The sequence below is a fragment of the Rothia sp. HMSC072B03 genome (assembly GCF_001809565.1).
Taxonomy (GTDB): domain Bacteria; phylum Actinomycetota; class Actinomycetes; order Actinomycetales; family Micrococcaceae; genus Rothia; species Rothia mucilaginosa_A.
In genome coordinates this window covers 753063-778044 of sequence record NZ_KV797969.1, presented here as the reverse complement: position 1 = coordinate 778044, position 24982 = coordinate 753063, and the positions used below count along the sequence as shown (strand labels likewise).

At 62.8% G+C, this 24982-nt stretch carries 22 protein-coding genes and 2 tRNA genes; 7 read left to right on the top strand and 17 right to left on the bottom strand.

Annotation, left to right across the window (positions count from 1 at the left end):
- The first annotated feature begins 547 nt into the window (after positions 1-547).
- Both HMPREF2630_RS06540 and HMPREF2630_RS06535 read left to right on the top strand, forming a co-directional pair.
- Complete coding sequence (locus tag HMPREF2630_RS06540; RefSeq protein ID WP_070483994.1) at positions 548-976, top strand: hypothetical protein; 429 nt, start codon at positions 548-550, stop codon at positions 974-976.
- A 119-nt stretch (positions 977-1095) separates the two neighbouring features.
- Positions 1096-2670 (top strand): LssY C-terminal domain-containing protein, encoded by a 1575-nt coding sequence (locus HMPREF2630_RS06535; protein WP_049346472.1) that lies wholly within the window; start codon positions 1096-1098, stop codon positions 2668-2670.
- Positions 2671-2814: 144 nt separating this feature from the next.
- On the opposite strand, the gene HMPREF2630_RS06530 is transcribed toward HMPREF2630_RS06535, so the two are convergent.
- The 6 genes from HMPREF2630_RS06530 to HMPREF2630_RS06505 form a co-directional block, all read right to left on the bottom strand.
- On the bottom strand, positions 2815-3456 hold the full coding sequence (locus HMPREF2630_RS06530) for a DsbA family oxidoreductase (RefSeq protein WP_070483993.1): 642 nt from the start codon (positions 3454-3456) through the stop codon (positions 2815-2817).
- Positions 3457-3641: 185 nt separating this feature from the next.
- Positions 3642-4973, bottom strand: a complete 1332-nt coding sequence (gene clpX / locus HMPREF2630_RS06525; protein ID WP_049346479.1) for an ATP-dependent Clp protease ATP-binding subunit ClpX — start codon at positions 4971-4973, stop codon at positions 3642-3644.
- Between the two features lie 488 nt (positions 4974-5461).
- Positions 5462-6151 (bottom strand): ATP-dependent Clp protease proteolytic subunit, encoded by a 690-nt coding sequence (locus HMPREF2630_RS06520; RefSeq protein WP_083298903.1) that lies wholly within the window; start codon positions 6149-6151, stop codon positions 5462-5464.
- Between the two features lie 5 nt (positions 6152-6156).
- On the bottom strand, positions 6157-6810 hold the full coding sequence (locus tag HMPREF2630_RS06515) for an ATP-dependent Clp protease proteolytic subunit (RefSeq protein ID WP_049331339.1): 654 nt from the start codon (positions 6808-6810) through the stop codon (positions 6157-6159).
- 344 nt (positions 6811-7154) lie between these two features.
- Positions 7155-8456, bottom strand: a complete 1302-nt coding sequence (tig, locus tag HMPREF2630_RS06510; protein WP_049331341.1) for a trigger factor — start codon at positions 8454-8456, stop codon at positions 7155-7157.
- Positions 8457-8564: 108 nt separating this feature from the next.
- Positions 8565-8639, bottom strand: a tRNA-Pro gene (locus HMPREF2630_RS06505).
- A gap of 176 nt (positions 8640-8815) precedes the next feature.
- On the opposite strand from HMPREF2630_RS06505, the gene HMPREF2630_RS06500 reads away from it, so the two are divergent.
- Positions 8816-8889, top strand: a tRNA-Gly gene (locus HMPREF2630_RS06500).
- Between the two features lie 157 nt (positions 8890-9046).
- On the opposite strand, the gene HMPREF2630_RS06495 is transcribed toward HMPREF2630_RS06500, so the two are convergent.
- Entirely contained in the window at positions 9047-9931 is an 885-nt protein-coding gene (locus HMPREF2630_RS06495; protein WP_070483990.1) for an Fpg/Nei family DNA glycosylase, read from the bottom strand.
- A gap of 132 nt (positions 9932-10063) precedes the next feature.
- On the bottom strand, positions 10064-10555 hold the full coding sequence (locus HMPREF2630_RS06490; RefSeq protein WP_070483988.1) for a ribose-5-phosphate isomerase: 492 nt from the start codon (positions 10553-10555) through the stop codon (positions 10064-10066).
- A 405-nt stretch (positions 10556-10960) separates the two neighbouring features.
- Between HMPREF2630_RS06490 and pepN the strand changes: the two genes are divergently transcribed.
- Positions 10961-13510 carry an aminopeptidase N gene (gene pepN, locus HMPREF2630_RS06485; protein ID WP_070483985.1) on the top strand — a complete coding sequence of 850 codons (2550 nt, stop codon included), beginning with the start codon at positions 10961-10963 and terminating at the stop codon, positions 13508-13510.
- A 340-nt stretch (positions 13511-13850) separates the two neighbouring features.
- Entirely contained in the window at positions 13851-15014 is a 1164-nt protein-coding gene (locus HMPREF2630_RS06480; RefSeq protein WP_070483983.1) for a GDSL-type esterase/lipase family protein, read from the top strand.
- A 158-nt stretch (positions 15015-15172) separates the two neighbouring features.
- On the opposite strand, the gene HMPREF2630_RS06475 is transcribed toward HMPREF2630_RS06480, so the two are convergent.
- Positions 15173-15775 carry a phosphatase domain-containing protein gene (locus HMPREF2630_RS06475; protein ID WP_070483980.1) on the bottom strand — a complete coding sequence of 201 codons (603 nt, stop codon included), beginning with the start codon at positions 15773-15775 and terminating at the stop codon, positions 15173-15175.
- Positions 15776-16071: 296 nt separating this feature from the next.
- Positions 16072-16926 carry a DUF8185 domain-containing protein gene (locus tag HMPREF2630_RS06470; protein ID WP_070483979.1) on the bottom strand — a complete coding sequence of 285 codons (855 nt, stop codon included), beginning with the start codon at positions 16924-16926 and terminating at the stop codon, positions 16072-16074.
- 128 nt (positions 16927-17054) lie between these two features.
- On the opposite strand from HMPREF2630_RS06470, the gene HMPREF2630_RS06465 reads away from it, so the two are divergent.
- Positions 17055-17963 carry an acyl-CoA thioesterase gene (locus HMPREF2630_RS06465; RefSeq protein WP_070483978.1) on the top strand — a complete coding sequence of 303 codons (909 nt, stop codon included), beginning with the start codon at positions 17055-17057 and terminating at the stop codon, positions 17961-17963.
- A gap of 134 nt (positions 17964-18097) precedes the next feature.
- On the opposite strand, the gene HMPREF2630_RS06460 is transcribed toward HMPREF2630_RS06465, so the two are convergent.
- Both HMPREF2630_RS06460 and ettA read right to left on the bottom strand, forming a co-directional pair.
- Positions 18098-18673: an HdeD family acid-resistance protein gene (locus HMPREF2630_RS06460; RefSeq protein WP_135007788.1), complete on the bottom strand. Its 576-nt coding sequence runs from the start codon at positions 18671-18673 to the stop codon at positions 18098-18100.
- A gap of 247 nt (positions 18674-18920) precedes the next feature.
- Entirely contained in the window at positions 18921-20600 is a 1680-nt protein-coding gene (ettA, locus tag HMPREF2630_RS06455; RefSeq protein ID WP_070483974.1) for an energy-dependent translational throttle protein EttA, read from the bottom strand.
- Between the two features lie 70 nt (positions 20601-20670).
- On the opposite strand from ettA, the gene HMPREF2630_RS06450 reads away from it, so the two are divergent.
- Complete coding sequence (locus HMPREF2630_RS06450) at positions 20671-21183, top strand: MmcQ/YjbR family DNA-binding protein (RefSeq protein WP_246822761.1); 513 nt, start codon at positions 20671-20673, stop codon at positions 21181-21183.
- Positions 21184-21791: 608 nt separating this feature from the next.
- On the opposite strand, the gene trmD is transcribed toward HMPREF2630_RS06450, so the two are convergent.
- The 5 genes from trmD to HMPREF2630_RS06425 all read right to left on the bottom strand — a co-directional run bounded on the left by trmD (position 21792) and on the right by HMPREF2630_RS06425 (position 24977).
- A complete protein-coding gene (trmD, locus tag HMPREF2630_RS06445; RefSeq protein WP_070483972.1) occupies positions 21792-22712 on the bottom strand; it encodes a tRNA (guanosine(37)-N1)-methyltransferase TrmD in 921 nt (306 codons plus the stop codon).
- Positions 22713-22715: 3 nt separating this feature from the next.
- The gene (rimM, locus tag HMPREF2630_RS06440; RefSeq protein WP_070483970.1) at positions 22716-23366 is read right to left on the bottom strand and encodes a ribosome maturation factor RimM; all 651 of its coding nucleotides are present in this window, start codon (positions 23364-23366) and stop codon (positions 22716-22718) included.
- Between the two features lie 206 nt (positions 23367-23572).
- Entirely contained in the window at positions 23573-23818 is a 246-nt protein-coding gene (locus tag HMPREF2630_RS06435; RefSeq protein WP_005505691.1) for an RNA-binding protein, read from the bottom strand.
- A 2-nt stretch (positions 23819-23820) separates the two neighbouring features.
- Positions 23821-24243: a 30S ribosomal protein S16 gene (gene rpsP / locus HMPREF2630_RS06430; RefSeq protein WP_049358453.1), complete on the bottom strand. Its 423-nt coding sequence runs from the start codon at positions 24241-24243 to the stop codon at positions 23821-23823.
- A gap of 248 nt (positions 24244-24491) precedes the next feature.
- Positions 24492-24977 carry an NUDIX domain-containing protein gene (locus HMPREF2630_RS06425; RefSeq protein ID WP_049343813.1) on the bottom strand — a complete coding sequence of 162 codons (486 nt, stop codon included), beginning with the start codon at positions 24975-24977 and terminating at the stop codon, positions 24492-24494.
- Positions 24978-24982: the final 5 nt, after the last annotated feature.

Below are 24982 nucleotides of genomic sequence, written 5' to 3'. Positions count from 1 at the left end.
GGGGAGGTACCGTAATTTCGGTACCTCCCCGCCTCGCTTATCTACACTCCGTGCAACTCCGGTGGGCACCGATGCCAGCGGAGCCCCTATTGCTCTATTCTTTTCTTTCAGCCGAAAGGAAATTTGTTATTTTTTCATGCATAAAATCTCGTTCTCAACGACCACTCGCAATGCAGGCCTTCCGGCTCCGTGCGCCTCAGCTATAACACCCCCGAATCCCCCGCCGAATCCCCTGGACCTGGGGATTTATCTCCCAGATAGCCCTTCTCCCCTCCCTATTATGTGGGGTTGAAACCCTCTCATTGCAGATTATTGCGTTTGTGTGCATATTTTTTGGGTTCCCCAACCGCTAATCAACCTTATTAGATTGACGGTCACTTTTTTGTATGATGGTTTGCGAGGGTTCCCCTCAATTCACTTCACTTCAGCGAGCGCACGCCACCGGTACGAGCCAATAAGCCGACCAGCCACACCACTACCCACCGCCGGGGTGCGATGTCGCATCCCGACCCTACCCGCGCGCCATGGCTGGCGCGTACGACCGCTCATGATTCCCCATTCAGCATCAGAACACACCCCTGCGAGGCAGGCGAACTACTCCGCCCCCTCACCCGCGAGGCAGAGCTCTCCCACCCCGGTAACGGCTGACGCCCCCTCAACCGACACCCCGAGCCAGGACCAGCTCCAGCACTACCTCTCCGTCCTCGGCGAATACATCCGCCAGGCACGCGAACACGCTCAGACGCTCCACGATTCTTACACCAACGAGGTCTATGAGCTCTGGCACGAACACATCACCTACTCCGCCGCCGCTGATGAGGCCAGTATCTCCTCCGGTGCTCTGAACGCAGCCGAGCTGGAGGAGCTAACTCGCAAGTGGGTGCGCCTCATGCGTGAGGGTCGAGACATGCTGCACCACGAGACAACCATTGCCGCAGACCGGGCAATTGTGCAGGACGGCTTCCCCCTCAACTAGCCCCCCCAGAAAAGACCTCGGGCCATTCTCCTCCGTGGGCCTTCCGCGACCGGGGCTCCCGCGCAACGAGCTTTTGGTATAGTTTTCTGGCACCAGTTCAGCGCACAGAAAGGGCGGGAATGTCCCACCAAAAACGCATCCTACGTCCCACGCGTAGCGAAGTTGCGCCGCCGGTTACTTCGCCGCCCGTCTACCGCGGTGATATTGACGCGCGCGGCACGGCGCAAAACCTCGTCCCTCGCAGCCTGTGGGTCGATTTCTGGGACACTCTCTTCTTCATCTTTGCCGGTGTGGCCTCCGTCGTGCTGACCTTCATGATTCTGGCGAATACGGTTGGCCATTCTTTCTGGGGTTTCCCTATTGCCTTCATTTTCTGGGCAGTCACCGCGTACCTGACGCTACCGCGTTTTCATGCGATCATGACCCGCATATACGTGCCCGACTACTTTATTGGGCGCACCCGCACCCCGGACGGTCGGCTCGGTGACCCGGTCAATATCGGTCTGATTGGTACCGAGGAGCAGATTCATCAGGTCATGCAGGACGCCGGCTGGACCCGCGCTGAGAACGTCACCCTCGTCTCCTCCTGGAAGATTATTATCTCCACCATCACCCGCCGTTCCTACGCGGAGGCGCCCGTCTCCCCGCTGAAAATTTTTGGCAAGACGCAGGCTTTCGCCTACCAGAAGGAAGTGGACGGCAACCCCGAGAAACGCCACCACGTGCGCTTCTGGAAAACCCCTGACGGCTGGCTTCTGCCTGGCGGTCACCAGGTGGATTGGTTAGCGGCGGGCACCTACGACTCCGGTGTGGGTTTCAGCTTCTTCACCCTGCAGGTCACGCACCGCATTGACGGTGAAACCGACTTTGAACGCGACTACATCGTGGAGTCCATCCAGTACGCTCACCCGGAAACTCACGTTGAGATTCTGCACGATTTCTCCTCCGGCTACCACGCCCGTAACGGCGGCGGCGACGCGATCCACACGGACGGAGCGCTCCCGGTCATCGTGCTGAACAATGAGGGACTGGAGCCGCAGGAGCAGGAAGAAATTCACCTCTCCAGCGCGCACGACCTGGCGTACCGCATGCCGCTGAGTCTGCTGGTCGGTTCGGGTATGCTCATCGCCGTGACCCTCGCCGATATTGTCAACAGCGTCATTCTGGCGCTCAGCCGACCGGCCCTGCGAGCCAAGCTCCTCGAGGAAGGATCCGGCGACGATCTTGATTTGCTGAGCCTATTCGATCAGGTGGATAGCGACGTGCTGCTGACCATCACCAGCGCGGTGTTGGTGGGCTTCGTAGCCGTCTATTCTGCGGTCCACCTCTTCCTGCTGTGGAGCACGCTGCGCGGCTCCTCCAAGGCTCGTCGATTGGCTCTGCTGTTGACGGCATTGAACTTCGCGGCGATTACCGGCGGCGTGCTGTGGGGGCACCACTCCCTGCTGCTGTCCACGATTTTCTTCCAGCTGGGCGTTGCGGTGTTCGCAATGTTGGCGTTCACCTCGGACGCGGCGGTCCAGTACACCGCGACCCGCACCTTCCACATGCGCGATACGAAAATCGTGCAGCGGGCAACGCACCCGAAGGTTCTGGAGCGCAGGGCTCAGCGCAAGGCTCGAAAGCACGAAAGACGGCTTCTGAAAACCGAAGCCGCCAAGCCTGACCCGCATCCGGCAATTCGGCACCGTTAGACAGAAAGTACCGCCCGGTCAGTGTGACCGGGCGGTACTTTTATGCTCTGTTGAGGCTCTATCGCCGAGGGGCTCTGCCGAGCTCGGGGTTTCGGGCCTTGGCGGTTCGAGCCTCGGTGTTTCGTGCCTCAGTTCCCGCTGTGTTTAGGCTTCGCCGTCCTCGCCGTGGAAAATCGGGCCCACGTTACGGGGGCGCTTCAGCTCGAAGAAGCCGGGGTAGGAAGCCAGCGCCAGGGCGCCGTCGAAGAGCTTACCGGCCTCTTCACCGGCAGGGCTCGGGGAGATGACCGGGCCGAAGAAGGCGGTGCCGTTAATGGAAATCAGCGGAACACCTACATCGGTGCCGCCCACGGTCTTCAGGGCGAGGTCCAGAGAAGCGCGCATCTGCTCGTCGTACTTGTCGGTGAAGGCCACATCCGCCAGCTCTGCGGGCAGGTTGACCTCTTCCAGCGCCTTGACGATTGCGTCGCGGTAGGAATCAGCCTTGTTCTTGTTGTGGTGAATCTGCTCGCCCAGAGCGTCGTAGAGGGGCTTGATGACCTCGTTGCCGTGCAGCTCACGCACAGCGGTAATGAGGCGGGTCGGCGCCCAGGACCGGTCCATCGCTGCCTGGTAGTCGGCGGGCAGCTCGCGGCCCTGATTGTGCATGGACAGGGAGAAGGGACGCCAGGTCACCTCAATATTACGGACTTTCTGCACCTCGCCAATCCAACGGGAGGTAATCCAGCACCAGGGGCAAATCGGATCGAACCAGAAATCAACCTGTGCGGGGGCGTTCTCAGCCATGGGTGTTCCTCTCTTGTACGGATGCGCGTACCGCCCGTGCGGTCCGGCATCCTGTGTTCACCTTTGATATCTGCACCAGCCAGGCCCGCGGTTTCTGAGCGCGGCACCTGCTAGTGAGCCGTCACCCCGTATAACCGGGGCGACGGCTTCTTTATTCCCTGGCCTCTTCGGCCGGAAGTATTCGATTAGGCCACCTTGCGCCCGGCCTTCGCGGCCTTCAGGGAGGCGGTCTTCGCGTCCCCCTTCGCGGTGCGGGTAGTCTCGGTTCCCGGGTCGGGGGCCTGCAGCACGTAACGGGGCTCCGCGCCGTTGAGTACGGTGTCCTCACCGATGACGATGGATACCACGTCGGTGCGGTCCGGAATCTCGAACATGACCGGTTGCAGGATCTGCTCCATCATGGAGCGCAGACCGCGGGCACCGGTGCCGCGCTCGGCGGCAAGGCGGGCAATAGCTGCGATTGCCGCATCGTCAATAATCAGTTCCACGCCGTCCAGGGCGAAGAGGTGGCGGTACTGCTTGAGCAGTGCGTTCTTCGGCTCGGTCAGCACTCGAGCCAGCTCTTCTTCGTTGAGCTCGCTCAGGGTCGAGATGACCGGCAGGCGGCCAATCAGCTCGGGGATGATGCCGTAGTGGGCCAGGTCCTCGGGCATAATCTGCTCGAGCGGGTCCCTCACCGTACCGCCCAGCTCGGCCCCGAACCCGATGCCGCCGGAACCCACGCGGGCCGCGATGCGGTCGTCAATATTGTCGAAGGCACCAGCCACGATGAAGAGAATATTGGAGGTATCGATCTCAATATTCGCGTGGGCCGGGTGCTTGCGTCCGCCCTCCGGCGGTACGGTCGCCACGGTGCCCTCAATAATCTTCAGCAGCGCCTGCTGCACGCCCTCACCGGATACGTCGCGGGTGATGGAGAGGTTCTCGCCACCCTTGCGAGCAATCTTGTCAATCTCGTCAATGTAGATGATGCCGCGCTGAGCCTTCGCCACATCACCGTCGGCGGCGTTGATGAGGCGCAGCAGGATGTTTTCCACGTCGTCACCCACGTAACCCGCCTCGGTGAGGGTGGTTGCGTCGACCAAGGCGAAGGGCACGTCCAGCTTCTTCGCCAGGGTTGCCGCCAGGTAGGTTTTGCCGCAGCCGGTCGGGCCGAGCATCAGAATATTGGACTTGCCCAGCTCCACCTGCTCCCCCGCCGTCGCCGAGAGCGTGCGGGAGGTCAGCACCGGGTTGTCCAGGTCGTGAATACGCTTGTAGTGGTTGTACACCGCCACCGCCAGGGTGCGCTTCGCGGCGTCCTGACCGATGACGTAATCGTTGAGGTGGCTATAAATCTCGCGCGGGGTGGCTAGTTGCTTGGGGGATGCGGGGGCCACCGGAGCGTTTGCCTTCAGACGCTCGTCGGCCAGAATCTCTTCACAGAGCTCCACACATTCATCGCAGATGGAGACATTCGGCCCGAGCACAATCTTGAATACTTGTGCGCGCGTCTTCTTGCAGAAGGAGCACCGCATGCTGGCGTTGGGCGGCTCGGGGGGCAAAGTAATGTCTGTTGCCACGAGAATCCCCTTTCATTCGTGTGGTCGTCTCTCGGAGCAGCGCACGGAGGGGCCGGGCGCTCTTCACGGTGAGAGATGATCTCTACCTCTCTAGGCTACCGGAGTTCACCCCGGAACTCAGAATTACGACCCCCGAAGAAGACAGTCGGTACCCATATGACGAACCGGGTCAAATATGACGTTTAGGGGCGTTCCTTGACCGACCCCGTTGCGCGGGGGTTTCGGCGGGGGTAGAGGAGCCGCTCAACGGCTTAAAAGCATCCCCGTGTTACGTTGCGGTATCCGTCATAATGCGTCGCATAAAGCTAAGGGACGGAACGGCGCCCGAACCCCCACGCCTGCACGGCGTTAGGGTTTCGGGAACCGTTCCGTCCCTCTCTCACAGCGGTTACCGTTCATCGCGCCCGATACTCGCTCGGCGAGCCATCGAGCCCGGTGGCGGCTTAGGTGTGGGAAATAGCGGTGTTGGTCGCGGGCTTGCGCAGCTTACGAGACTCCAGGACCTTGTCGACCAGGCCGTACTCCAGCGCACCGGCGGCGGTCAGAATGTTGTCACGCTCGATGGAGCGGTCAACTTCCTCGTAGGTCTTGCCCGAGTGCAGTGCCAGGGTCTGGGCGGTCCACTCGCGCATACGCATAACCTCGTTCGCGTGAATCTCGATGTCGGAGGCCTGACCACCCTGCTGGCCGCTCAGGGCCGGCTGGTGAATCAGCACGCGAGCGTTCGGCAGTGCCAGACGCTTGCCGGGGGTGCCGGCGGCCAGCAGCACGGCCGCAGCCGAAGCCGCCTGACCCAGGCACACGGTCTGAATCTCGGGGCGGATGAACTGCATCGTGTCGTAGATGGCGGTCATCGCGGTGAAGGAACCGCCGGGCGAGTTGATGTACAGGGTGATGTCACGCTCGGGGTCCTGCGCCTCCAGCACGAGCAGCTGAGCCATGATGTCGTCTGCGGAGGCGTCGTCCACCTGGGTGCCCAGGAAGATGATGCGGTCCTCGAACAGCTTGGCGTACGGGTCCTGACGCTTGTAACCGTAGGGGGTGCGCTCCTCGAAGCTGGGGAGCACGTAGCGGTTGCTCGGCATAGCCGGCGCCGAGGTGGTGATATCGTTCGGCAGGTAGTTCATGTGCATCTCCCTTATGCGTTCTTCGACTCGGGCAGCTTACCGGCGGTGGTGGCAATGTGATCGAAGAAGCCGTATTCCAGGCCTTCTTCCGCGTTGAACCAGTTATCGCGGTCGTTGTCCTTCAGGATGGTTTCCAGGCTCTTACCGGTGCGCTCCGCGGTAATCTCTGCCAGGCGCTTCTTCATGTCCAGAATCAGCTCGGCCTGGGTGCGAATGTCGGACGCGGTACCGCCGATGCCGCCGAGGGGCTGGTGCATCAGGATGCGGGCGTTCGGGGTGGCGTAGCGCTTGCCGATGGTGCCCGCGGTGAGCAGGAACTGACCCATGGAGGCCGCCATACCGGTCACCACGGTCACCACGTCGTTCGGGATGAGCTGCATGGTGTCGTAGATTGCCATACCGGCGGTCACGGAGCCGCCGGGCGAGTTGATGTACAGGTAGATGTCCGCCTCGGGGTCCTCCGCCGAGAGCAGCAGCATCTGCGAGCAGATGAGGTTAGCGTTCGAGTCGCGCACCTCGGAGCCGAGCCAGATGATGCGCTCCTTCAGGAGGCTGTTGTACACGTAATCTTCCTGGGCACCAACGATGGGGGTTGCCATCGACGGCGAGGGCGCCACGCCGGCCGCCTGGGAGGCGCCGATGGGCAGAGGCATGTAGCTGGACATTCTTCCTCTTCTTCTCTTAGGGACTTCGCGGCATCTTTGCGCACAGTGCGCGCCGAAGCGCACGCGAAAAGTTTCGTTGCTACTACCTTACCGATAGTTGCCTCTCCCCCGCTCCCCGCGCGTCGCCCGTTCGCCAGGGGGTGAAGCTCACACCTGCCGGGACGGTAACCGGCCCGCCCCGAGGCCGCTCGCGGGAAGCACACGATTGCGGGGCAGGCGCAGAAACGCCTCGGCGGGCACCCACCGAAACCGGTGAGCACCCGCCGAGGCGATGCGATATGCGCGCCAACGCGCCCGCGGAGGCTACCCCGCAAGCGCCACGCGCAAGCTATTCGTGGGAGGGATTAGGCAGCTGCCTCTTCACCCTGGCCCAGGAACTTGGACAGGTCAACGGTGTTGCCCTTGGAGTCCTTGACCACTGCGGTCTTCAGGACCTCAGCCAGAGCCTTGGAACGGCGAACCTCGCCGACCAGTGCGCCAGCCTGGCCGGAACCGTCCAGCATCTGTGCGAACTGGTTCGGATCCATACCGTACTGAGAGCTCATGGTGATGATGTAGTTAATCATCTCGGCCTGGTCGACGGTCACTTCCAGAGCGTCGGCGAGGGCGTCCAGAACCATCTCGTTCTTGAAGGCGGTCTCGGTGTTCTCGCGAACCTCGGCGCGGTGCTCCTCGGTGTCGTGGCCGGGCTCAGCGTTGGGAGCGTTGAAGTGCTGCTCCAGCTGATCCTCGATGACCTTCTCGGGGACGGGGACCTCGACCAGCTCAACGAGCTTGGTCAGGACCTTATCGCGTGCCTGGGTGCCCTGCTCGGCAACCTTAGCCTCGGCAACCTGCTTCTTGATGTCTTCCTTCAGCTCTTCGATGGTGTCGAACTCGGAAGCCAGCTGTGCGAACTCGTCGTCAGCCTCGGGCAGCTCGCGCTCCTTGACAGCGGTCAGCTTGACCTTGATGACGGCTTCCTCGCCGGCGTGCTCGCCGCCGGAGAGCTTGGTCTCGAAAGTTGCGTCCTCGCCAGCGGACAGGCCGGTCAGGGCCTCGTCGATGCCCTCGAGCATGGTGCCGGAACCGATCTGGTAGGACAGGTCGTTAGCTGCGTCCACCTGCTCGCCGTCGATCTCTGCGGCGATGTCGATGGTCACGAAGTCCTTGTCGGCGGCGGGGCGCTCGACGGTCTTCAGGGTGCCGAAGCGCTCGCGCAGAGCGTCCAGTGCCTGAACCTCGTCCTCGGGGGTCACCTCGACCTCGTCCACCTCAACCTCGATGCCCTCGTAGTTGGGCAGCTCGATCTCGGGGCGGACGGTCACGGTGATGGTCAGCTTGATGTCAGCTTCGCGGTCCTCGGTGGTGGGCTGGGACTGAACGTCCAGCTCGGGCTGTGCCAGGGGGGAGAGGTCGTTCTCGCCCAGTGCCTGTGCGTAGTAGTCGTTCAGGGCGTCGTTCAGGGATGCCTCAACGATGTAGTCGAAGCCCGCGCGCTGCTCGATGAGCTGCTTGGGCAGCTTGCCCTTGCGGAAGCCGGGAACGCTAATCTGGCCAGCCAGGTTCTTGTAGGTGCGGTCCAGGTAGGGCTTGAATTCTACGAAGGGAACCTCGACCTCGATCTTTGCGAGGGTCGGGTTGAGCTTCTCGACGGCGGTCTTCACGTCCGTGATCTCCTCATATCGTTCGGTACGGCACGGGTCTCGGGCGTGCCGCTGTTGCTTAGTGGAAAGAGCGCCACGACCCTGTAGCGTCGCGGCAACCGTTTCACGTCGGGGCGACAGGATTCGAACCTGCGATCTCCTGCTCCCAAAGCAGGCGCGTTAGCCAAGCTACGCCACGCCCCGTGAAACTAACCGCGTTAAACACCGGAGCGTTTAACACAGTCAATGTCCTAGTTTACCTGTTTTCCCGCTAAATGCCCAACAGAACGGCGGATGCGGGCGCGGGTTCAAGCAACAACTCTCCCGCCCCGGGTTTGACAGGCTCCACCCCACACCGATACTATGGTCAGGTTCCATGCGGGGATGTAGCTTAATGGTAAAGCCTCAGTCTTCCAAACTGATTACGCGGGTTCGATTCCCGTCATCCCCTCCATGAAAAAGGCTCCGACGCAAGCGCCGGGGCCTTTTTGCATTCCGGGGATGCCGGGAATCGCTTACGGGCGAAAATGCATTCCCTCGCGCGCTCGGAGCCTCCGAGAACCTTCTCAGGGGCTCGATATATTCAGACATTAGCGCTGGCAGCACAGAATTTAGACCTGGCAGCCGGGGCACCAGTAGAGCTTGCGTCCGGCGATTTCTTCCATGCGGATGGTGGTGCCGCATCGCGGGCACGCCTCACCCTGGTGCTTGTACACGTAGTTCGCGTGCTCGGGCCAGGCCTCAGTTTCGGGAATACCGGGGCGGTCCTCGGGCTCGGTGGTGATGATGCGACCCACGCGCACGCCAATGACGAGCAGGTGCTTGTTGTCTTCCCAGAGGCGCTTGAGCTCGTCGTCGCTCAGGCTCTTGCCGGGGCGCAGCGGGTCAATTTCCTGGCGGTAGAGCGACTCGGCGCGGAAGATATTGCCCACGCCCGAAATGGCGGCCTGGTCCATGAGGATCACGCCGATGGGGCGTCCGCTCTTGCGGGCCGCGCGGTAGAAGCGTTCGGGGTCCGCGTCGGAGTTGAGCGGGTCCGGGCCCAGCTTGGAGCGGACGGTGCGCACCTCCTCCGGGGTGAGGGTGCGGCAGATAGTCGGGCCCACCAGGTCCGCCCAGCCGTGCTCCGAAACGATGCGGCAACGCACGGTGCTCTTCGGTTCGGGAGGACCGGCGTAGGGCTGCTCCTCCCCCGCCGCGTATTCCTTCTCACCAATCTTGCGGGGCGCGCCGATGCTCGAAGCACCCGTGAACGTCTCATCCCCGCCGAAGCTCCAGCTACCGTAAATACCCAGGTGCACGTTCAGGGTCAGGTCGTTCTCGAAGGTCACGAACAGGTGCTTACCGTGCGCATACGCACCGGTGATGGTGTGACCGTCCAGCAGGGCCGCCCCGTCGGTGAAGCGTCCCTGCGGGGAACTGACGCGCACGCGCTCGCCGGTGAAGACGTCACTGATTTGGCGGGCGATGCGGTGGATGGAGTGGCCTTCGGGCACGGGTTCTCCTCGAAAACTTGTCGGCTAGAAATAGTGCGGGTGGGCCCGATAGAAATCGGGGGTCGTGAAAAACGGGGCGTGAAAACGCCTTTGGCGCATAGCCTGAGCTATGCACCAAAGGCGTTCGAAACTTTAGGCGGCGTCGATCTGCTTACCGGCAATCGCGCCGGTCTGCTCGTACTCGGCCAGCTGACCGATACGGCGTGCGTGACGCTCCTCGTTGGTCCAGGGGGTAACCAGGAAGACCTTGATGATTTCCAGTGCTTCTTCCTTGCTGTGCTGGCGGCCGCCCACAGCAACGACCTGCGCGTTGTTGTGCTCGCGGGCCAAGGCCGCAGTGTCGTGGTTCCAGGCCAGGGCCGCGCGGATGCCCTCCACCTTGTTGGCGGCCATCTGTTCGCCGTTACCACTGCCGCCCAGCACGATGCCGAGGGAGTCCAGGCCGGCCTCACGGTCGCGCTTCACGCCCAGGGCGGCGTTGATGCAGAACGAGGGGTAGTCATCCAGCGGGTCGTAGTCGGCGGGGCCGTGGTCAATCATCTCGTAGCCCTCGGCGGTGAGGGACTCGATCAGGTAGTGGCTCAGTTCGAGGCCTGCGTGGTCGGTTGCGATGTGTACGCGCATGGTGCTCTCCTGGTGTGGTGTTGCGTGCTGCTCGGGGCGGCAATGGCCGGGCCGAGGCACGCCTCGCATCCTCAATTGGGATGTTTTCCCCCGATTCGGTTCGGGGTTTCTCTTAGTCTGTACCTACTAACTGTAGCGAATTCGCGCGGGTTCGGGTAATGGGGAACCCCGCCCGCACCGCCCGCATACGGTAAACTGTGGGATATGGCACTTTGCGGTGTCCCAATGCGTAGCGCCCGCGAGAAAACACCACCCGCAGCGCTCAGACGCAACCCCGGCAAGCCCCGACAGCATTGAGCGAGTCCAACGGCGCGGCGGATGCGCACGCCCGGGCACCGCGTCGGCGTGTCAGGACGGCACGCCGCGCCACCGTCCGCCGTGTCACTTCTATGGAGAGGGAATCCAATGCCCGGCCTAAACCTAACCCGCGATGAGGCGATTGAGCGCGCATCCATTATCAAGCGCGTTCACTCTTACCATATCTTCCTCGACCTGCGCACCGATCAGGATGTCTTCACCTCGAACGTTGAAATCCGCTTCGACGCTCAGGAAGGTGCCTCGACCTTTATCGACGCCATCACCTCCTCGGTCAAGTCCATTAACCTCAATGGCGAAGAGCTCAGCACCGACCTGGCTGACGGCGAGCGCATCCAGCTGCCGAACCTGGCCGCCGAGAACGTTCTGAAGATCGAAGCCGAGATGTTCTACACCAACACCGGTGAGGGTCTGCACCGCTTTGTGGACCCCGCCGACGGCGAGATTTACCTGTACTCCCAGTTTGAGGTGCCGGACTCCCGCCGCGTGTTCCCCGTCTTCGAGCAGCCCGATCTGAAGGCCACCTTCGAGTTTGAGGTGCGCGTGCCCTCGCACTGGGTGGTTGTGTCGAACCAGCCCGAGGTGAAGGTTGAGCCGAAGGACTGCGGTTGCGGCCGCGCCAACACCTGGTACTTCAAGCCGACCCCGCGCATGTCCTCGTACATCACCGCAATCGTGGCCGGCCCCTACGAGAAGATCACGAGCGAGCTGACTAACTCCGAGGGTCGCGTGATTCCGCTGGGCGTGTACGCCCGTAAGTCCCTCATGCCCTTCGTTGATGCCGAGGACATGTTTGAGCTGACCCGCCAGGGCTTCGAGTTCTACGAAGAGCAGTTCAAGACCCCCTACCCCTTCGAGAAGTACGACCAGCTGTTCGTGCCCGAATTCAACGCCGGCGCGATGGAGAACGCGGGCTGCGTGACCTACCTGGAGACCTACGTCTTCCGTTCCAAGGTTGCGGAGGCTCTGCGTGAGCGCCGCGCCATCACCGTTCTGCACGAGCTGGCCCACATGTGGTTCGGCGACCTGGTCACCATGAAGTGGTGGAACGACCTGTGGCTGAACGAGTCCTTCGCGGAGTTCATGTCTACCCTGGCCGCCGCGGAGAACACCCGCTATGCCAAGGAGGCGTGGGCTACCTTCTCCGCTTCGGAGAAGACCTGGGCCTACCGCCAGGATCAGCTGTCCTCGACCCACCCGATTGTGGCCGAGATTCGCGACTTCGCCGACGTTCAGGTGAACTTCGACGGCATCACCTACGCGAAGGGTGCTTCGGTGCTGCGTCAGATGGTGGCTTGGGTTGGTCAGGAGAACTTCATGGCCGCCCTGAAGGTGTACTTCGATAAGCACAGCTGGGGCAACACCGTGCTGGACGACCTGCTGGTTGAGCTGGAGCGCACCTCCGGCCGCGACGTGCGTGCGTGGAGCGCCAAGTGGCTTGAGACCGCCGGCGTGAACACCCTGGCCGTTGAGGTTGAGAACGACGAGGCCGGCAACATTTCGAATCTGGGTATCCGCCAGTCCTACGCCGAGGGCTTCGAGACCCTGCGCCCGCACCGCGCCGTGATCGGTTTCTACAACCTGGTGGACGGCAAGCTGACCCGCACCGACCGCATCGAGCTGGACATCGACGGCGAGCTGACCGTGGTCGAGGAGGCTGTCGGCAAGAAGCGCCCCGACCTGCTGCTGCTGAACGATGAGGACCTGGCCTACGCCAAGATTCGCCTGGACGAGCGTTCCATCGAGACCGCTATCAAGCACCTGGGCGACATCGATTCCTCCGTGGCTCGCGGCGTGGTCTGGGGTTCGCTCTGGGACACCGTGCGTGACGCCCAGATGCCGGCCCGCAAGTACGTTGACCTGGTGCTGAACAACATCGGCAAGGAGACCAACTCCACCGCCCTGCGCACCCAGATTAACAACCTGTCCGCTACCCTGCACTCCTTCGTGGCCCCCGAGGCTCGCGAGGAGACCCGCCACCGTGCCGCTGACCGTCTCTGGGAGCTGGCCAAGGCCGCTGAGCCCGACTCGGATGCTCAGCTGCAGCTGCTGCAGGCGTTCATCAACCAGACCCGCACCGAGGAGCAGTACGACAACGTGCAGCGCCTCTTCGAGGGCGAACTGACCCTTGAGGGCCTGGACATTGACGCCGACCTGCGCTGGAACCTGGTGTGCCGACTGGCAACCGGTGGCCGTTTCTCCGCCGAGCAGATTGCCGAGGAGCTGGAGAACGACAACACCGCGAACGGCCAGCAGTACGCAGCCCAGGCGTACGCATCGATTCCGACCGCCGAGGCTAAGGCCGAGTACTGGAACAAGATCATGGTGACCGGCGAGCTGTCGAACATGATTCAGCGTTACGCTATTTCCGGTTTCAAGTCCGGCAAGCCTGAGCTGATTGCCCAGTACGATGAGCCGTACTTCGAGCAGATCGAGGGCATTTGGCGTTCGCGTTCGCACGAGATTTCGATGCAGATCATTGGTGGCATGTACCCGAGCGTGCCGACCGCTGAGCTGCTGGAGCGTACCGAGGCGTACCTGGCTTCTCTGCCCGAGGATGCTGCGGCTCTGTACCGTCAGATTGCGGAGGCGCGCGACGGCGTGGCTCGTGCACTGAAGGTTCAGGCCGCCGATATCTAGTGGCGTTGCTTTAGGCATCGACCCGTTGGCGCGGCGGTGCGCGTGAGCGGCTCCCCGAGTCGCTCGATGCACGCCGCACCCGAGACACCCCCTCTCCCTCAGGCATCCGCACGATGCCGGGGCGGAGGGGGTGTTTCCGTGCCCGAGATATGCCCGAGAGAGCGTCGGCTCCCGGCACCGAGCCGGGAAACGGGGCGGGGCCGATTGGATTCGGATCGGGAAGGAGCCGAAACCGGGGCACACAAATTATCGGCACTCGGGTGCATATTTTTCAGTGTTTTTGCTTAAACCCCTCAGAAAAGCTCTCCACTTGGGGTTGAACCTACCGTACACTGTAGGTATGTCTTCTACCCGGCCCCATTTCAAACGCGTCACCACGGTAGGCGCCGTCCTCGGCGTCTTCGCATTAGGTTCCCTCGGCCTCTACGCCGTCGAGGGCTCCAGCACCCCCAACGCATCCGCGGCCACCGCCCACGCGCTCAACCCGGAATCCCCGGTCGTCGCCTCGACGGACCCGGTGGCAAGCCCCACCGAGAGCCCCTCGGCGGAACCCACCCCCGAAACCGTGGCGCAGCAGATGGACCGGGTCGCGCAGGAGGCCTTCGGGGCGGAGGGCGCGCACCCGGTGGGCGAGGCGCAGAAGCCCTTTACCACCTCCCAGGATGCCGCCGACGTCACGGTGCAGCAGTACCAGGGCGGCGTGGTCATGCATACCGCAGCCCATGGCGCGGTGGCCATGCACTCCGGCGTCTACGCGCACTGGTGGAAGCAGCGCGAGTACAGCGATTTTGCCGGCCTCGAAGGGCTGCCGACCGGCTGGCGCTCCGAGAGCGGAATCATCTACACGACCTTCGAGAAGGCCGAACTCTACTGGGACACCGCGATGAACGTGCCCCGAAGCACCACGGCCCTGGGCGCGCAGGACGCCCTCGTCATCGGTGATTCGCAGGTTCTGCCGACCTCGTGGGTTGGCCTGGGCCTTTCCGAGGCGGGCTTCACCTCCCACATGTTCCGGTGCGGCGGCGTTGGCTTCGTGGCCTCCCGCCCCGGCGCCTGCCCCTCCTACTACCAGGGCGTGATGGAGAGCGTCTGGGCCCTGCCCGGCGGCGCCCCCGGCGTGATTTACCTGGATGCGTCCGGCAACGACATGTACGTCGACGAGGATGAGGCGAAGGCTACGGAGCAGACGCAGGACCGCCAGACACGGGTCATCCAGCAGCTGCAACGCATGTACCCCTCCTCGAAGATTGTGCTCGGCGGCGTGGTGTCGATGAGCGAATCCGCCGCGCCCGATCCGCAAAAGGCCCACAAGCGTCACACGGCCAACGAGGCGGCGAAGGTCGTGGCTCAGCAGACCGGCGTGCTCTTCATGGACACCTCGGACTGGCTGACCCTGTACCTGGCCGAGGGCGATATGGCCGACAGCCTGCACCTGAAGGACGAAACCCAGTACAAGATGGCGGCCCCCTTCGCCGCGCGGATACGCGAGTTGCTGGCTTCCTAACCCCGCATCTTCTTTTGCATAGCATGAGGCGCCGGAAAGAACCTATCTTTCCGGCGCCTCACGCTACGGTCAATTATTGGGAGGGTTCATGCAGGGCTCGTCAGGAGCCGCCCTCCGATGCGTCCGGGTTATGGCCGAGACCTATAAACCGAGGAGGTCTACGCAGCCAGGCGCTGGTCCTTCTGTGCCTCGGCGCGTTCGTGGGCGCGCACGCCGTCGGCCAGGCGGCGCTGCTGGCGCTCGCGGGCGGCCTGCTTCTCACGCTGTTCGGCGGCCCAGGCGACGGGGTCGATGCCCACGGGCTCGTAATGCCACTCGCCCACGTAGTCGCGAATCGGGGCCACCCAGGTCACGGGGATGCCTCGGCGCAGGTACACCTCGTGCTCGTTATCTTCAAAGGCGTGGATGATGCGGTGGCCGTCTGCCTCCAGGGAATCCAGGATGGAACTCTTCCAGGCGGCAGTGTCGGACTGGTCGCGGCCGGGCTTGGCAATCACGTACTTGGGGTTGATGTCGGCGCGGGCGATGAACTCGTTCAGTTCCTTCATATAGGTGCCGTCGCGGCCGGTAATCACGGCAATCTGAGCGCCGGTCTGTTCCGCCATATCGCGTACGCTATCGGCCACCTCAACGTTCACGGTGGCGTGGCGGATGGCCTTGAAAAAGCGGCGGTAGCTGGTGAAGAAACCGCTCAGATACTTGTCCATCTGGTCTCGGTTGCTGGCAAGAGTGCCGTCAATATCGACTGCAATCAGGTCCATGAGGGGTCTCACTTTCAACCCGCGCGGGAGGATGCGCCCGGTGACGGCGCGGCGGAAGATTCCCGTGCGGTGTGGCTGGTTTATCGGTGCGTTTACCACACCCCGGTGCGGGTGTAGCCTTTCTAGATTACCTCTTTCCGTAAAGTTTTGTCTCGTCAGCGATCATATATTAAGCCGTGCTGATCGCTTTTTGGACGCATCTCACCCCCTTGCAGACCGGGGTCCGCGAGGGGGTGAAGGACAGAAGCGGGCGAGACGGGCCCGAATACGACGATTATGCGCCCTAGAGCGAGGAACTAGAGCAGGGAACCGGAGCCGCGGCGCACCAGCACCATACCGGCCGGCGCCACGATGCGCAGCCACTCGTCCGAGCCCACACGGGCGGCGAAGACGGGAAGCTCACCGGTAAAGCCCTCGGGGATGAAACCGTACACGCGCAGGGCAAAGGCGGCACCGGTGGGAACCTGCACGCCGTCAAAGGCAGGCAGGTACTCCAGCACCATGGGCGAGGACCAGATGCGCGAGCGCACCGTCGTCAGAACCGCAGCCCCCGGGTTCTCGGGCAGGGCGCGGTCCACGGCCTCCAGGCCCTCGGCGGTGGCTCGGGCAAACTCCTCGACCGGCACGGTGCCCACCTCGGACCAGCCGCGCACGGGGGCTGCCTTACCGGTCCAGCCGGCGTTGACGGCCACCGGGGGCATATAGAGCACGAGCTCGGGGTTCTGCTGCCCCTCGGCGCTCTGCTGCTCGGCTCCCTGCTGTTCGGCCTGCTTCTGCAGCCGAGCCAGACGTTCCTGCAGGGCCTGGGCCTGGACCGTCATGTCCAGGGCGGATTCGGCGGCGAGGTGCAAGGCGCGCATCCCCATGATGACGGGTGCGGTCGAGGAAGCGTCCTCGGGCTCTAGGGAGCAGGCGAAGACGGCCAGCACGCGGCCGCGGGCGGTCAGGCGGATCGCCGCATCCGGGTTTACGGCCAGAGCGCGGGAGATGTAGGTGGCCAGGTCCTTCACCACGGCGGCGCCGTGCGCGCCTCCGGGCAGGATTAGGTAGGGTTCCTCCACGCCTTCGTGGGGGTTGTACTTGAGCTCGATGGGGGCGCGGGTGCCGTCTTCAGCGGCGGGTGCGGGATTCTTCTCGGACGGGGTGCTCATCGTAGCTCCTTGGGTTATTCTCTATCTCTTCGCTCCGAGGCGGTCGGTGCAGGCCGAGCGCGTCTCAGAGTGTGCCTTCCCACTCTACGCCACCTTCGGCCCCTCTGAAAACGTGGGAAAATGAAAGCATGACTAAGCCCACTGTGACTCAGAACCTCATGCGAATGCTGGACCTCTCCCCCGTCGAGGCGGCCCCCGCCTCCTTCGGCAGCGATGAGGTACTCAGCGGCGTGACGCTCACCCGCGAGCAGCCTCGTACCTTTGGCGGCCAGGTGCTCGCCCAGTCGATCATTGCCGCCGACCGTACGGTTGAAGGGAAGGCTCTGCACTCCATCCACGCGTACTTCCTGCGCCCCGGCGATATTGAGCGGGAGCTGTTCTTCTCCACGCAGCGCCTGAACGATAGCCGCTCCTTCTCGACCCGCCGCGTGCAGGTGTTCCAGGATGAGGCGCCCATGTTCTCGGCGATTATGTCTTTCCAGGCTGAGAGCCGCGGCCCCGAGCACACCGCGGTGACCATGCCTGATATCCCGGACCCCGAGTCCCTGCCGAAGGTCAGCGACTACCTGGGCGAGTTGCCGCATCCGATTGCGCAGGCGGTGGCGTGGGAGCGCCCGATTGATATGCGCCACGTGGATGCGCCGCTGTACACTCAGCCGGATTCCTCCTCGACGGAGCCGCGTGCCTGCGTGTGGTTCAAGACCTTTGACCGCCTGGTGCACGCTGATGGTTCCGAGGCTTCGGATGCGGAGCACCGCGCCGCAATCGCCTACGCTTCGGACTACTTGCCGCTGGAGCCCGCTCTGCGCCGTCACGGCAAGTTCTGGCTCGAGCCGGGTTTGAAGAGTGCGTCGCTGGATCACGCGATGTGGTTCCATCGTTCGGCACGCGCGGACGAATGGTTGCTGTACGTGCTGGATTCCCCGAGCGCGCAGGGTGGCCGTATGCTCTCGCAGGGTTCGATTTTCAACCGTTCCGGTGAGCTGGTGGCGACCGTGGCGCAGGAAATGATGTTCCGCCTGCCGGAATATCGATAAAGCAGAGCACCGCTAGGACTACCGGAAGGCGTCAGGCGAACCTGGCAGAGCATACAGAAAGACCGTGTGAGGTGGTTGTCTCACACGGTCTTTCTTATGTTCTAGTGTACGGTCTAGAAGCCGTTTGGAAGCTCTTATTTAGCTTCGCCGTCAATCACACCGTCCGGGGAAATGTGCACGGTGCTCTTGGTGCGGCGGGAAACAAAGAAGTCACCCACGAATACCAGACCGGTCACCAGAAGACCCAGTGCTGCCATCCATACTGCCGCCACGCCGTAGATTATCGGGAACAGCACCACGAGCAAGCCCAGAATAAGGGTACCAATAGCAGAGAGCTGCAGGTGGCGTCCGGCGGCGTAGCTCAGGTATTTCACGCCCTGGGCAGTCATCAGACGAATCAGCGCCCACATAATCATCCACGTACCCACAATGGTCGGGATGAAGGTTGCCTGTGCACCCACCGAGGCAGTCAGCAGAATCAGGCCAGCCACCACGGTCAAGATGCCGTCAACCAGGTCCCAGCCGGTACGTGCCTGCTTTGGCGTGCCGAAGTAACGTACCAGTTCAAACACGCCACCAAGCCACACCGAAATGGAGAACACATAACCCAGAACTACCAGCGGAATAGCGGGATTGGCGAACATGTAGATTGCCGCTGCAATCAGCAACAGACCGGTGACTAGGGACATCCAGTTATATTTTGAAAGCATAATGCTCTTCTCTTCGTAATCGCATGTGTCAGTTGTACTTACGCACATACCCATTATAAACCGTAAATATGAAGTCCGCCACGATATATCGGTCGCCACTGAGCGAACTATTTCTACCGACGAATAACCCACCACGTAGCGGAACAACACGTGAGATAGCAGGACTATACCCCTTCCCCAGCAGACACAGCAAAGCCCCGCCTCCTCACGCTTCAACAGCGCAGGAGGCGGGGCTCACCACCAAACCCTATCGGGTCAGCTTGCGGTGCACCACGCGGTGCGGCTTGGCGGCCTCGGGGCCGAGGCGCTCAATCTTGTTCTTCTCGTAGGACTCGAAGTTACCCTCGAACCAGTACCACTGATCCGGGTTCTCATCGGTGCCCTCCCACGCCAGGATGTGGGTTGCCACGCGGTCCAGGAACCAACGGTCGTGAGAGACGACCACGGCGCAGCCGGGGAATTCCAGCAGCGCATTTTCCAGGGATGCGAGGGTCTCAACATCCAGGTCGTTAGTGGGCTCGTCGAGCAGCAGCAGGTTACCGCCCTGCTTGAGGGTCAGCGCCAGGTTCAGGCGGTTGCGCTCACCACCGGAGAGCACACCCGCCTTCTTCTGCTGGTCCGGGCCCTTGAAGCCGAACGCGGAAACGTACGCACGCGAGGGCATCTCAACGTTGCCGACCTGAATGTAGTCCAGACCGTCGGAGACGACCTCCCAGAGGGTCTTCTCCGGGTCGATGTTGGCACGGTTCTGGTCGACGTACGAGATCTTCACGGTCTCGCCGACCTTCAGGGTGCCGCCGTCGAGGGGCTCCAGGCCCACGATGGTCTTGAACAGGGTGGACTTACCCACACCGTTAGGACCAATCACACCGACGATGCCGTTACGGGGCAGGGAGAAGGACAGGCCGTTAATCAGGGAGCGGCCATCGAAGCCCTTCTGCAGGTTCTCAGCCTCGATAACCACGTTACCCAGGCGGGGTCCCGGCGGAATCTGGATCTCTTCGAAGTCAAGCTTGCGGGTCTTCTCAGCCTCCGCAGCCATCTCCTCGTAGCGGGCCAGACGAGCCTTCGACTTGGCCTGGCGGCCCTTCGAGTTCGAGCGGACCCAGTCCAGTTCCTCGCTCAGGCGCTTGGCGAGCTTGGCGTCCTTCTTGCCCTGAACCTCAAGGCGGGAGCGCTTCTTCTCCAGGTAGGTGGAGTAGTTACCCTCGTAGGGGTAGAGGTTACCGCGGTCAACCTCGGCAATCCACTCGGCCACGTGGTCGAGGAAGTAACGGTCGTGGGTCACGGCGATGACGGCGCCCTCGTAGGACTGCAGATGCTGCTCCAGCCAGAGCACGGACTCTGCGTCCAGGTGGTTGGTGGGCTCGTCGAGCAGCAGCAGGTCGGGCTTCTGCAGCAGCAGCTTGCACAGTGCCACGCGGCGGCGCTCACCACCGGAGAGGTGGGTGACGGGCATGTCGGCGGGCGGGCAGCGCAGCGCCTCCATAGCCTGCTCCAGCTGGGAGTCCAGGTCCCACGCGTTGGCGGCGTCGATAGCCTCCTGCAACTGACCCATTTCCTCCATGAGGGCGTCGAAGTCGGCGTCGGGCTCAGCCATGAGGGCGGAAATTTCGTTGAAGCGGTCGAGCTTGGCCTTAATCTCGCCCACGCCCTCCTCAACGTTGCCCAGAACGGTCTTCTCTTCGTTCAGCGGCGGCTCCTGCAGCAGGATACCCACGGTGTAGCCGGGGGTCAGGCGTGCCTCGCCGTTGGAGGGCTGGTCGAGGCCAGCCATAATCTTGAGGATGGTCGACTTACCCGCGCCGTTCGGGCCAACCATACCGATCTTGGCGCCGGGGAAGAACGACATCGTCACGTCGTTAAGGATGACCTTGTCGCCCACGGTCTTGCGGGCCTTGATCATCTGATAAATAAATTCAGCCATAGTTACCTATTTTAGCGTGGATTCGCCGGGCGTTACGAGAGATTTGGCGAAGGGTACTAGACTCGAAAGTATGAGTACCCGACAGCATCGCCCCGAGAGCATCGACCGCTCCCCCGCTCGCACCCCGGAGGGGGGCACGGATTCCGTCCCCGGGGAGCCCGAAACCTTCGGAGCCCCCGGAGCAGGTGGAGAGCTCACCGCCGAGTCCCTTCAGCCGGTTCTGCACCGCCTCGCGCTCGCCATGCCGTTGGCAACCTCCGACCAGCCGTTCGGGCCCGAACACACGGTGTACCGCATCGGCGGCAAGATGTTCGCCATGTACACGGAGGGCATCGGCTACCCCATCGTGAACCTCAAAACCGACCCGGAAGAATCCGAGGTGCTGCGGCGCATCTACCCCTCCATCATTCCGGCATGGCATATGAACAAGCGACACTGGATTTCGGTGGGTGCCGGCGAGGGTGTCACCGAGCGGGTGCTGGAGGAGCTGGTCGAGGATGCCTACCTGCGCGTCATGTACTCACTGCCCAAGTCGAAGCGCCCCATCGAATTTCGCGAGCGCCCCGTACCCGAAAAGCACTGACGGCCGGATGCGCGTGCTGGGCAACCGGGCGCGCGCGGGGTAAAGCGGAGGGTTTAAAAAGCGGAACGGGTGGGCATCCAATCCGGACCATTGGATGCCCACCCGTAAGCATAGGTACTTTTACCCGCGCGACGGAGGGTCATCAACCACGATGAACGCTCGAACCACCAAGCTCCCATCCCATAAAGTGCGGGGTGCTTATACCATGCACCACTGATTAACACTGGGATGAATGAAGTTCTCAGACCGGGCATCCCATGCAGAGGATGCACCCGCGTGATGGCGTCATCTACCCCCGAGGTGAAACTCAGCCGAATCATGCAGTTCGACCGAGTGGGGATTACATGCTTCGCCCGCACTACCGGCACGGGAGAAGTCTGTTCTCGGGATAATCATAACCTTTTTGCATTAAAGTGTCATATTTTGATTGAGGATTCACGGAATCTTTCGTTGAACGTATATCAACTCGGTTGATTTTCTCGCGTCATACGTTGATTATTCCCTCAATCAAGCCTTGACCTGGGCTTTTACCGCGATAAGCGCCTCCGCACTCCGGGTGCCGACGGCCCGCAAAAACCCGCCGCTCGGGTGCACTCCGTGCAACCGGGCTAGGATGCGGCGCCCGCCTCGGGAGCCGAAGCCTCAGACGATGCGGGCTCCGAGGAGGCAGCCTCGGCGGCGTCCTTCTGCTGCTTCGTCTTCTTCTGAGCCGTCTTCGCGGGGTTCGCAAAATGCACCCCGCGCTCGGCCAGGAAGCGGCGGTCCTTCTTATCCCACTGCTCCACCGGGTACGCCTCCAGCAGGTCCGGGCGGCGCTCCAGGGTTCGCTCAATTTGGCGGTCACGACGCCAACGCGCAATCGCGCCGTGATTACCCGACAGCAGCACCTCCGGCACCTCGCGGTCACGCCACACGGCGGGCTTCGTGTACACCGGGTACTCCAGCAGACCGCCCGTGTGCGACTCCTCCTCGAGGGAGGCGGGGTTGCCCATCGCGCCGGGAATCAGTCGAGTAATGGCCTCAATCATCGCCATGACCGCGACCTCACCGCCGTAGAGCACGTAGTCGCCCAGGGACACAGGCATCACGCGGAAGCCCTCCTGCGCCCAGTCCAGTACACGCTCGTCAATGCCCTCGTAGCGCGCCGGGGCGAAGACAATATGCTTCTCCTCCGCCAGCTCGTACGCCATCGCCTGGTCGAAGACGGCACCCGCCGGGGACGGAACGATGAGCAGCGGGCGGGTATCCGCGGCGGGGTCGGCACCCTCAGCAGAGTCTTCGGTGGCAGTCTGCAGCGGGGAGGCGGCCAGCACCTCGTCCAGTGCCAGGCCCCACGGCTCGGGCTTCATGACCATGCCCGCGCCACCACCGTACGGGGTGTCATCCACCGTGCGGTGACGGTCAAAGGTGTAATCGCGCAGGTCGTGCAGGTGCAGGTCCACCAGGCCCTTCTCGCGCGCCTTACCCAGCAGGGACAGCTTCAGCGGTTCCAGGTACTCGGGGAAAATCGTGACCACGTCGTAGCGCACGGACTACTCCCCCGCCCGTTCGGTGGCCTGTTCGGCTTCCTCAACCAGGTCAATCAGACCCGCCGGAGGGGTCAACAGCACGAAGCCGGGCTCCTCCTCGGTGGAGGGAACCACCTCGGGCACGATCTCCTCGACGAAGGGAATCATGATTTCCTCGCCCGCGCCGGAGGCCAGGCGCGGCGAACGAGCCAGCTTAATGAGCAGCAGGTCCTGGACCGGCATGGTCTGCAGCCCGGTCACCTTGCCCAGCGGCTCGCCCACGGCCGGGTTATCCACGGGGCTCTCACCCTCGGGCACATCCGCCAGCAGGTACACGGGCAGGTTCACGAGCTCCTGCTCGTAGAAGCCCTCTTCCTCGCCGTCGTCCTCGGGAACCTCGTAGACCAGGCGGGTGCCGCGCAGCTCCTCCGCCTGGTTGCGGGTGGTCACCTCGTCAAAGCGGACCACCAGAATCTTCTTGTTCCAGCGGGCACCGGCAACCGTCAGCTCGCCGGCGGGGGCCACCGAAGCGGCAGCAGAGCCGGGCTTGAAATTCTCGATACCGAGCACCTCACCGCGGGCAAAACGCTCCTGCGGGGCGTCGGTGAAAAGCTGAACCGTCACCTCGCCGCGAATACCGTGCGGCTTACCGATACGAGCCACCACAACCTGCATAATTTTCCTCCGCTGGGTACAAGTCGAACCTATGCCGCGCGTCTGCACGGCTCCCACTATTCTACCGGGCCCCCCGGGCGGACGCACTCTGCCGCCTCGCTCCCCCTCCCGCGGCGACCGGGGCGAGCGCTCGCGAACAGAGTCCGGGTACGCGAACGCCCCCGCCTCCGGAAATCCGGAAGCGGGGGCGCTTCAAACGTTACGAGCTAGCGTCGCTTCTTGTCGGTGTCGATAATGTCGATACGCATCGGCTCGCCATCAGAAATAGCGTCCATCACCAGACGGATGCTCTTGGCGGTGCGACCGGACCGGCCAATGACTCGGCCCAGGTCATCCGGATGCACGCGAACCTCAAGGGTCTCGCGGTGACGCTGGGTGCGCAGGCGCACCTTCACGTCCTCCGGACGATCGACAATCCCTCGAACCAGGTGTTCGAGTGCGTCAGCCAACATGATTACTCAGCTGCTTCCTCAGCCTCAGCCTCGGGAGCTGCTTCCTCAGCAGCCTCTTCAGCCTTCTCAGCCTTGGGGGTGATAGCCTCGGGCAGAATCACGGAACCCTTCTCGGGAACAACGAACTCGGCCTTAGCCTCGACGGGCAGAACCTTGGACTCTGCCTTCTCGCCCTTGAATGCAGCCCAGTCGCCCGAGAGCTTCAGCAGAGCCAGAACCTGCTCGGTCGGCTGTGCGCCGACGGAGAGCCAGTACTGAGCACGCTCAGAGTTGATCTCGATACGCGAGGGGTGCTCGGTCGGGTGGTAAATACCAATCTCCTCGATGGTCTTACCGTCGCGCTTGACGCGCGAATCAGCGACCACAACGCGGTAACGAGGATCGCGGATCTTACCCATACGCTTGAGACGAATCTTAACAGCCACTTTAGTGGTTACTCCTGTTTCATAATTTGGTGCGAGGCACACGGTTCAGCACCCGTGGGGCGGGCCATTCACGGCGCCTCTATGGACACAACGGCGCGCGAAGAGAGGGGTCGCGCGTCGCCGGGTACTCAGTTAGGGTATCAGAGCCCGAGATTTTAAGCTAGCGGCCGTGCACATTTAATTGCAGTTAATCGCCGCGGGCCCCTCCATTGCCCGCAAAAGGCTGACGGAGGGGCCCGCAAGCCCCGCTAGTCGAGGTTGCTCATCTCCAGGGTCTCCCCCGTCTCCAGGGCCCGGTAGCACTCGCGCAGGCGGTGCACCATCGAGGGGCGCACGTAGCCCTCCAGGTTCTCGGGGGCCACCCACTCGTAGGTCACCAGCTCGGCGTCCTGCAGGGTAATCTTCGTATCCGCTGCAATCACGCCGCCGTCATACATGTAGTAGGTGGAGTCACCCCACACGCCCAGGGCCAAGCCGTGGAAAATCAGCAGCACGCGGCCCAGCTTCAGGTCCAGGCCCAGCTCCTCCACGATTTCGCGCTCGCACCCGGGCTTGGGGGCCTCGCCAGCCTCCACGGTGCCGCCGGGCAGAATCCAGCCGTCCTTATAGTTCGGCTTGACCAGCAGCATCTCGCCACGCTCGTTGCGGATTAGAGCACCAGCCGCCAGGCGGCGCGTGGGCAGGGTCGCGATAAAAGCCTTCAGCTCTTCATCGCTCAGGTAGGTATCCCTCATCGTAG

Coding starts and splice junctions, on each gene's coding strand:
- ettA (WP_070483974.1), bottom strand. CDS start 20,600: ATGGCTGAATTTATTTATCAGATGATCAAGGCCCGCAAGACCGTGGGC.
- HMPREF2630_RS06515 (WP_049331339.1), bottom strand. CDS start 6,810: ATGTCCAGCTACATGCCTCTGCCCATCGGCGCCTCCCAGGCGGCCGGC.
- HMPREF2630_RS06450 (WP_246822761.1), top strand. CDS start 20,671: ATGAGTACCCGACAGCATCGCCCCGAGAGCATCGACCGCTCCCCCGCT.
- clpX (WP_049346479.1), bottom strand. CDS start 4,973: ATGCGGTGCTCCTTCTGCAAGAAGACGCGCGCACAAGTATTCAAGATT.
- HMPREF2630_RS06530 (WP_070483993.1), bottom strand. CDS start 3,456: ATGGCTGAGAACGCCCCCGCACAGGTTGATTTCTGGTTCGATCCGATT.
- HMPREF2630_RS06490 (WP_070483988.1), bottom strand. CDS start 10,555: ATGCGCGTACACATCGCAACCGACCACGCAGGCCTCGAACTGAGCCAC.
- HMPREF2630_RS06425 (WP_049343813.1), bottom strand. CDS start 24,977: ATGAGGGATACCTACCTGAGCGATGAAGAGCTGAAGGCTTTTATCGCG.
- HMPREF2630_RS06460 (WP_135007788.1), bottom strand. CDS start 18,673: ATGCTTTCAAAATATAACTGGATGTCCCTAGTCACCGGTCTGTTGCTG.
- HMPREF2630_RS06520 (WP_083298903.1), bottom strand. CDS start 6,151: ATGCACATGAACTACCTGCCGAACGATATCACCACCTCGGCGCCGGCT.
- HMPREF2630_RS06470 (WP_070483979.1), bottom strand. CDS start 16,926: ATGAGCACCCCGTCCGAGAAGAATCCCGCACCCGCCGCTGAAGACGGC.
- HMPREF2630_RS06475 (WP_070483980.1), bottom strand. CDS start 15,775: ATGGACCTGATTGCAGTCGATATTGACGGCACTCTTGCCAGCAACCGA.
- pepN (WP_070483985.1), top strand. CDS start 10,961: ATGCCCGGCCTAAACCTAACCCGCGATGAGGCGATTGAGCGCGCATCC.
- HMPREF2630_RS06540 (WP_070483994.1), top strand. CDS start 548: ATGATTCCCCATTCAGCATCAGAACACACCCCTGCGAGGCAGGCGAAC.
- HMPREF2630_RS06435 (WP_005505691.1), bottom strand. CDS start 23,818: ATGTTGGCTGACGCACTCGAACACCTGGTTCGAGGGATTGTCGATCGT.
- rimM (WP_070483970.1), bottom strand. CDS start 23,366: ATGCAGGTTGTGGTGGCTCGTATCGGTAAGCCGCACGGTATTCGCGGC.
- HMPREF2630_RS06480 (WP_070483983.1), top strand. CDS start 13,851: ATGTCTTCTACCCGGCCCCATTTCAAACGCGTCACCACGGTAGGCGCC.
- HMPREF2630_RS06535 (WP_049346472.1), top strand. CDS start 1,096: ATGTCCCACCAAAAACGCATCCTACGTCCCACGCGTAGCGAAGTTGCG.
- HMPREF2630_RS06465 (WP_070483978.1), top strand. CDS start 17,055: ATGACTAAGCCCACTGTGACTCAGAACCTCATGCGAATGCTGGACCTC.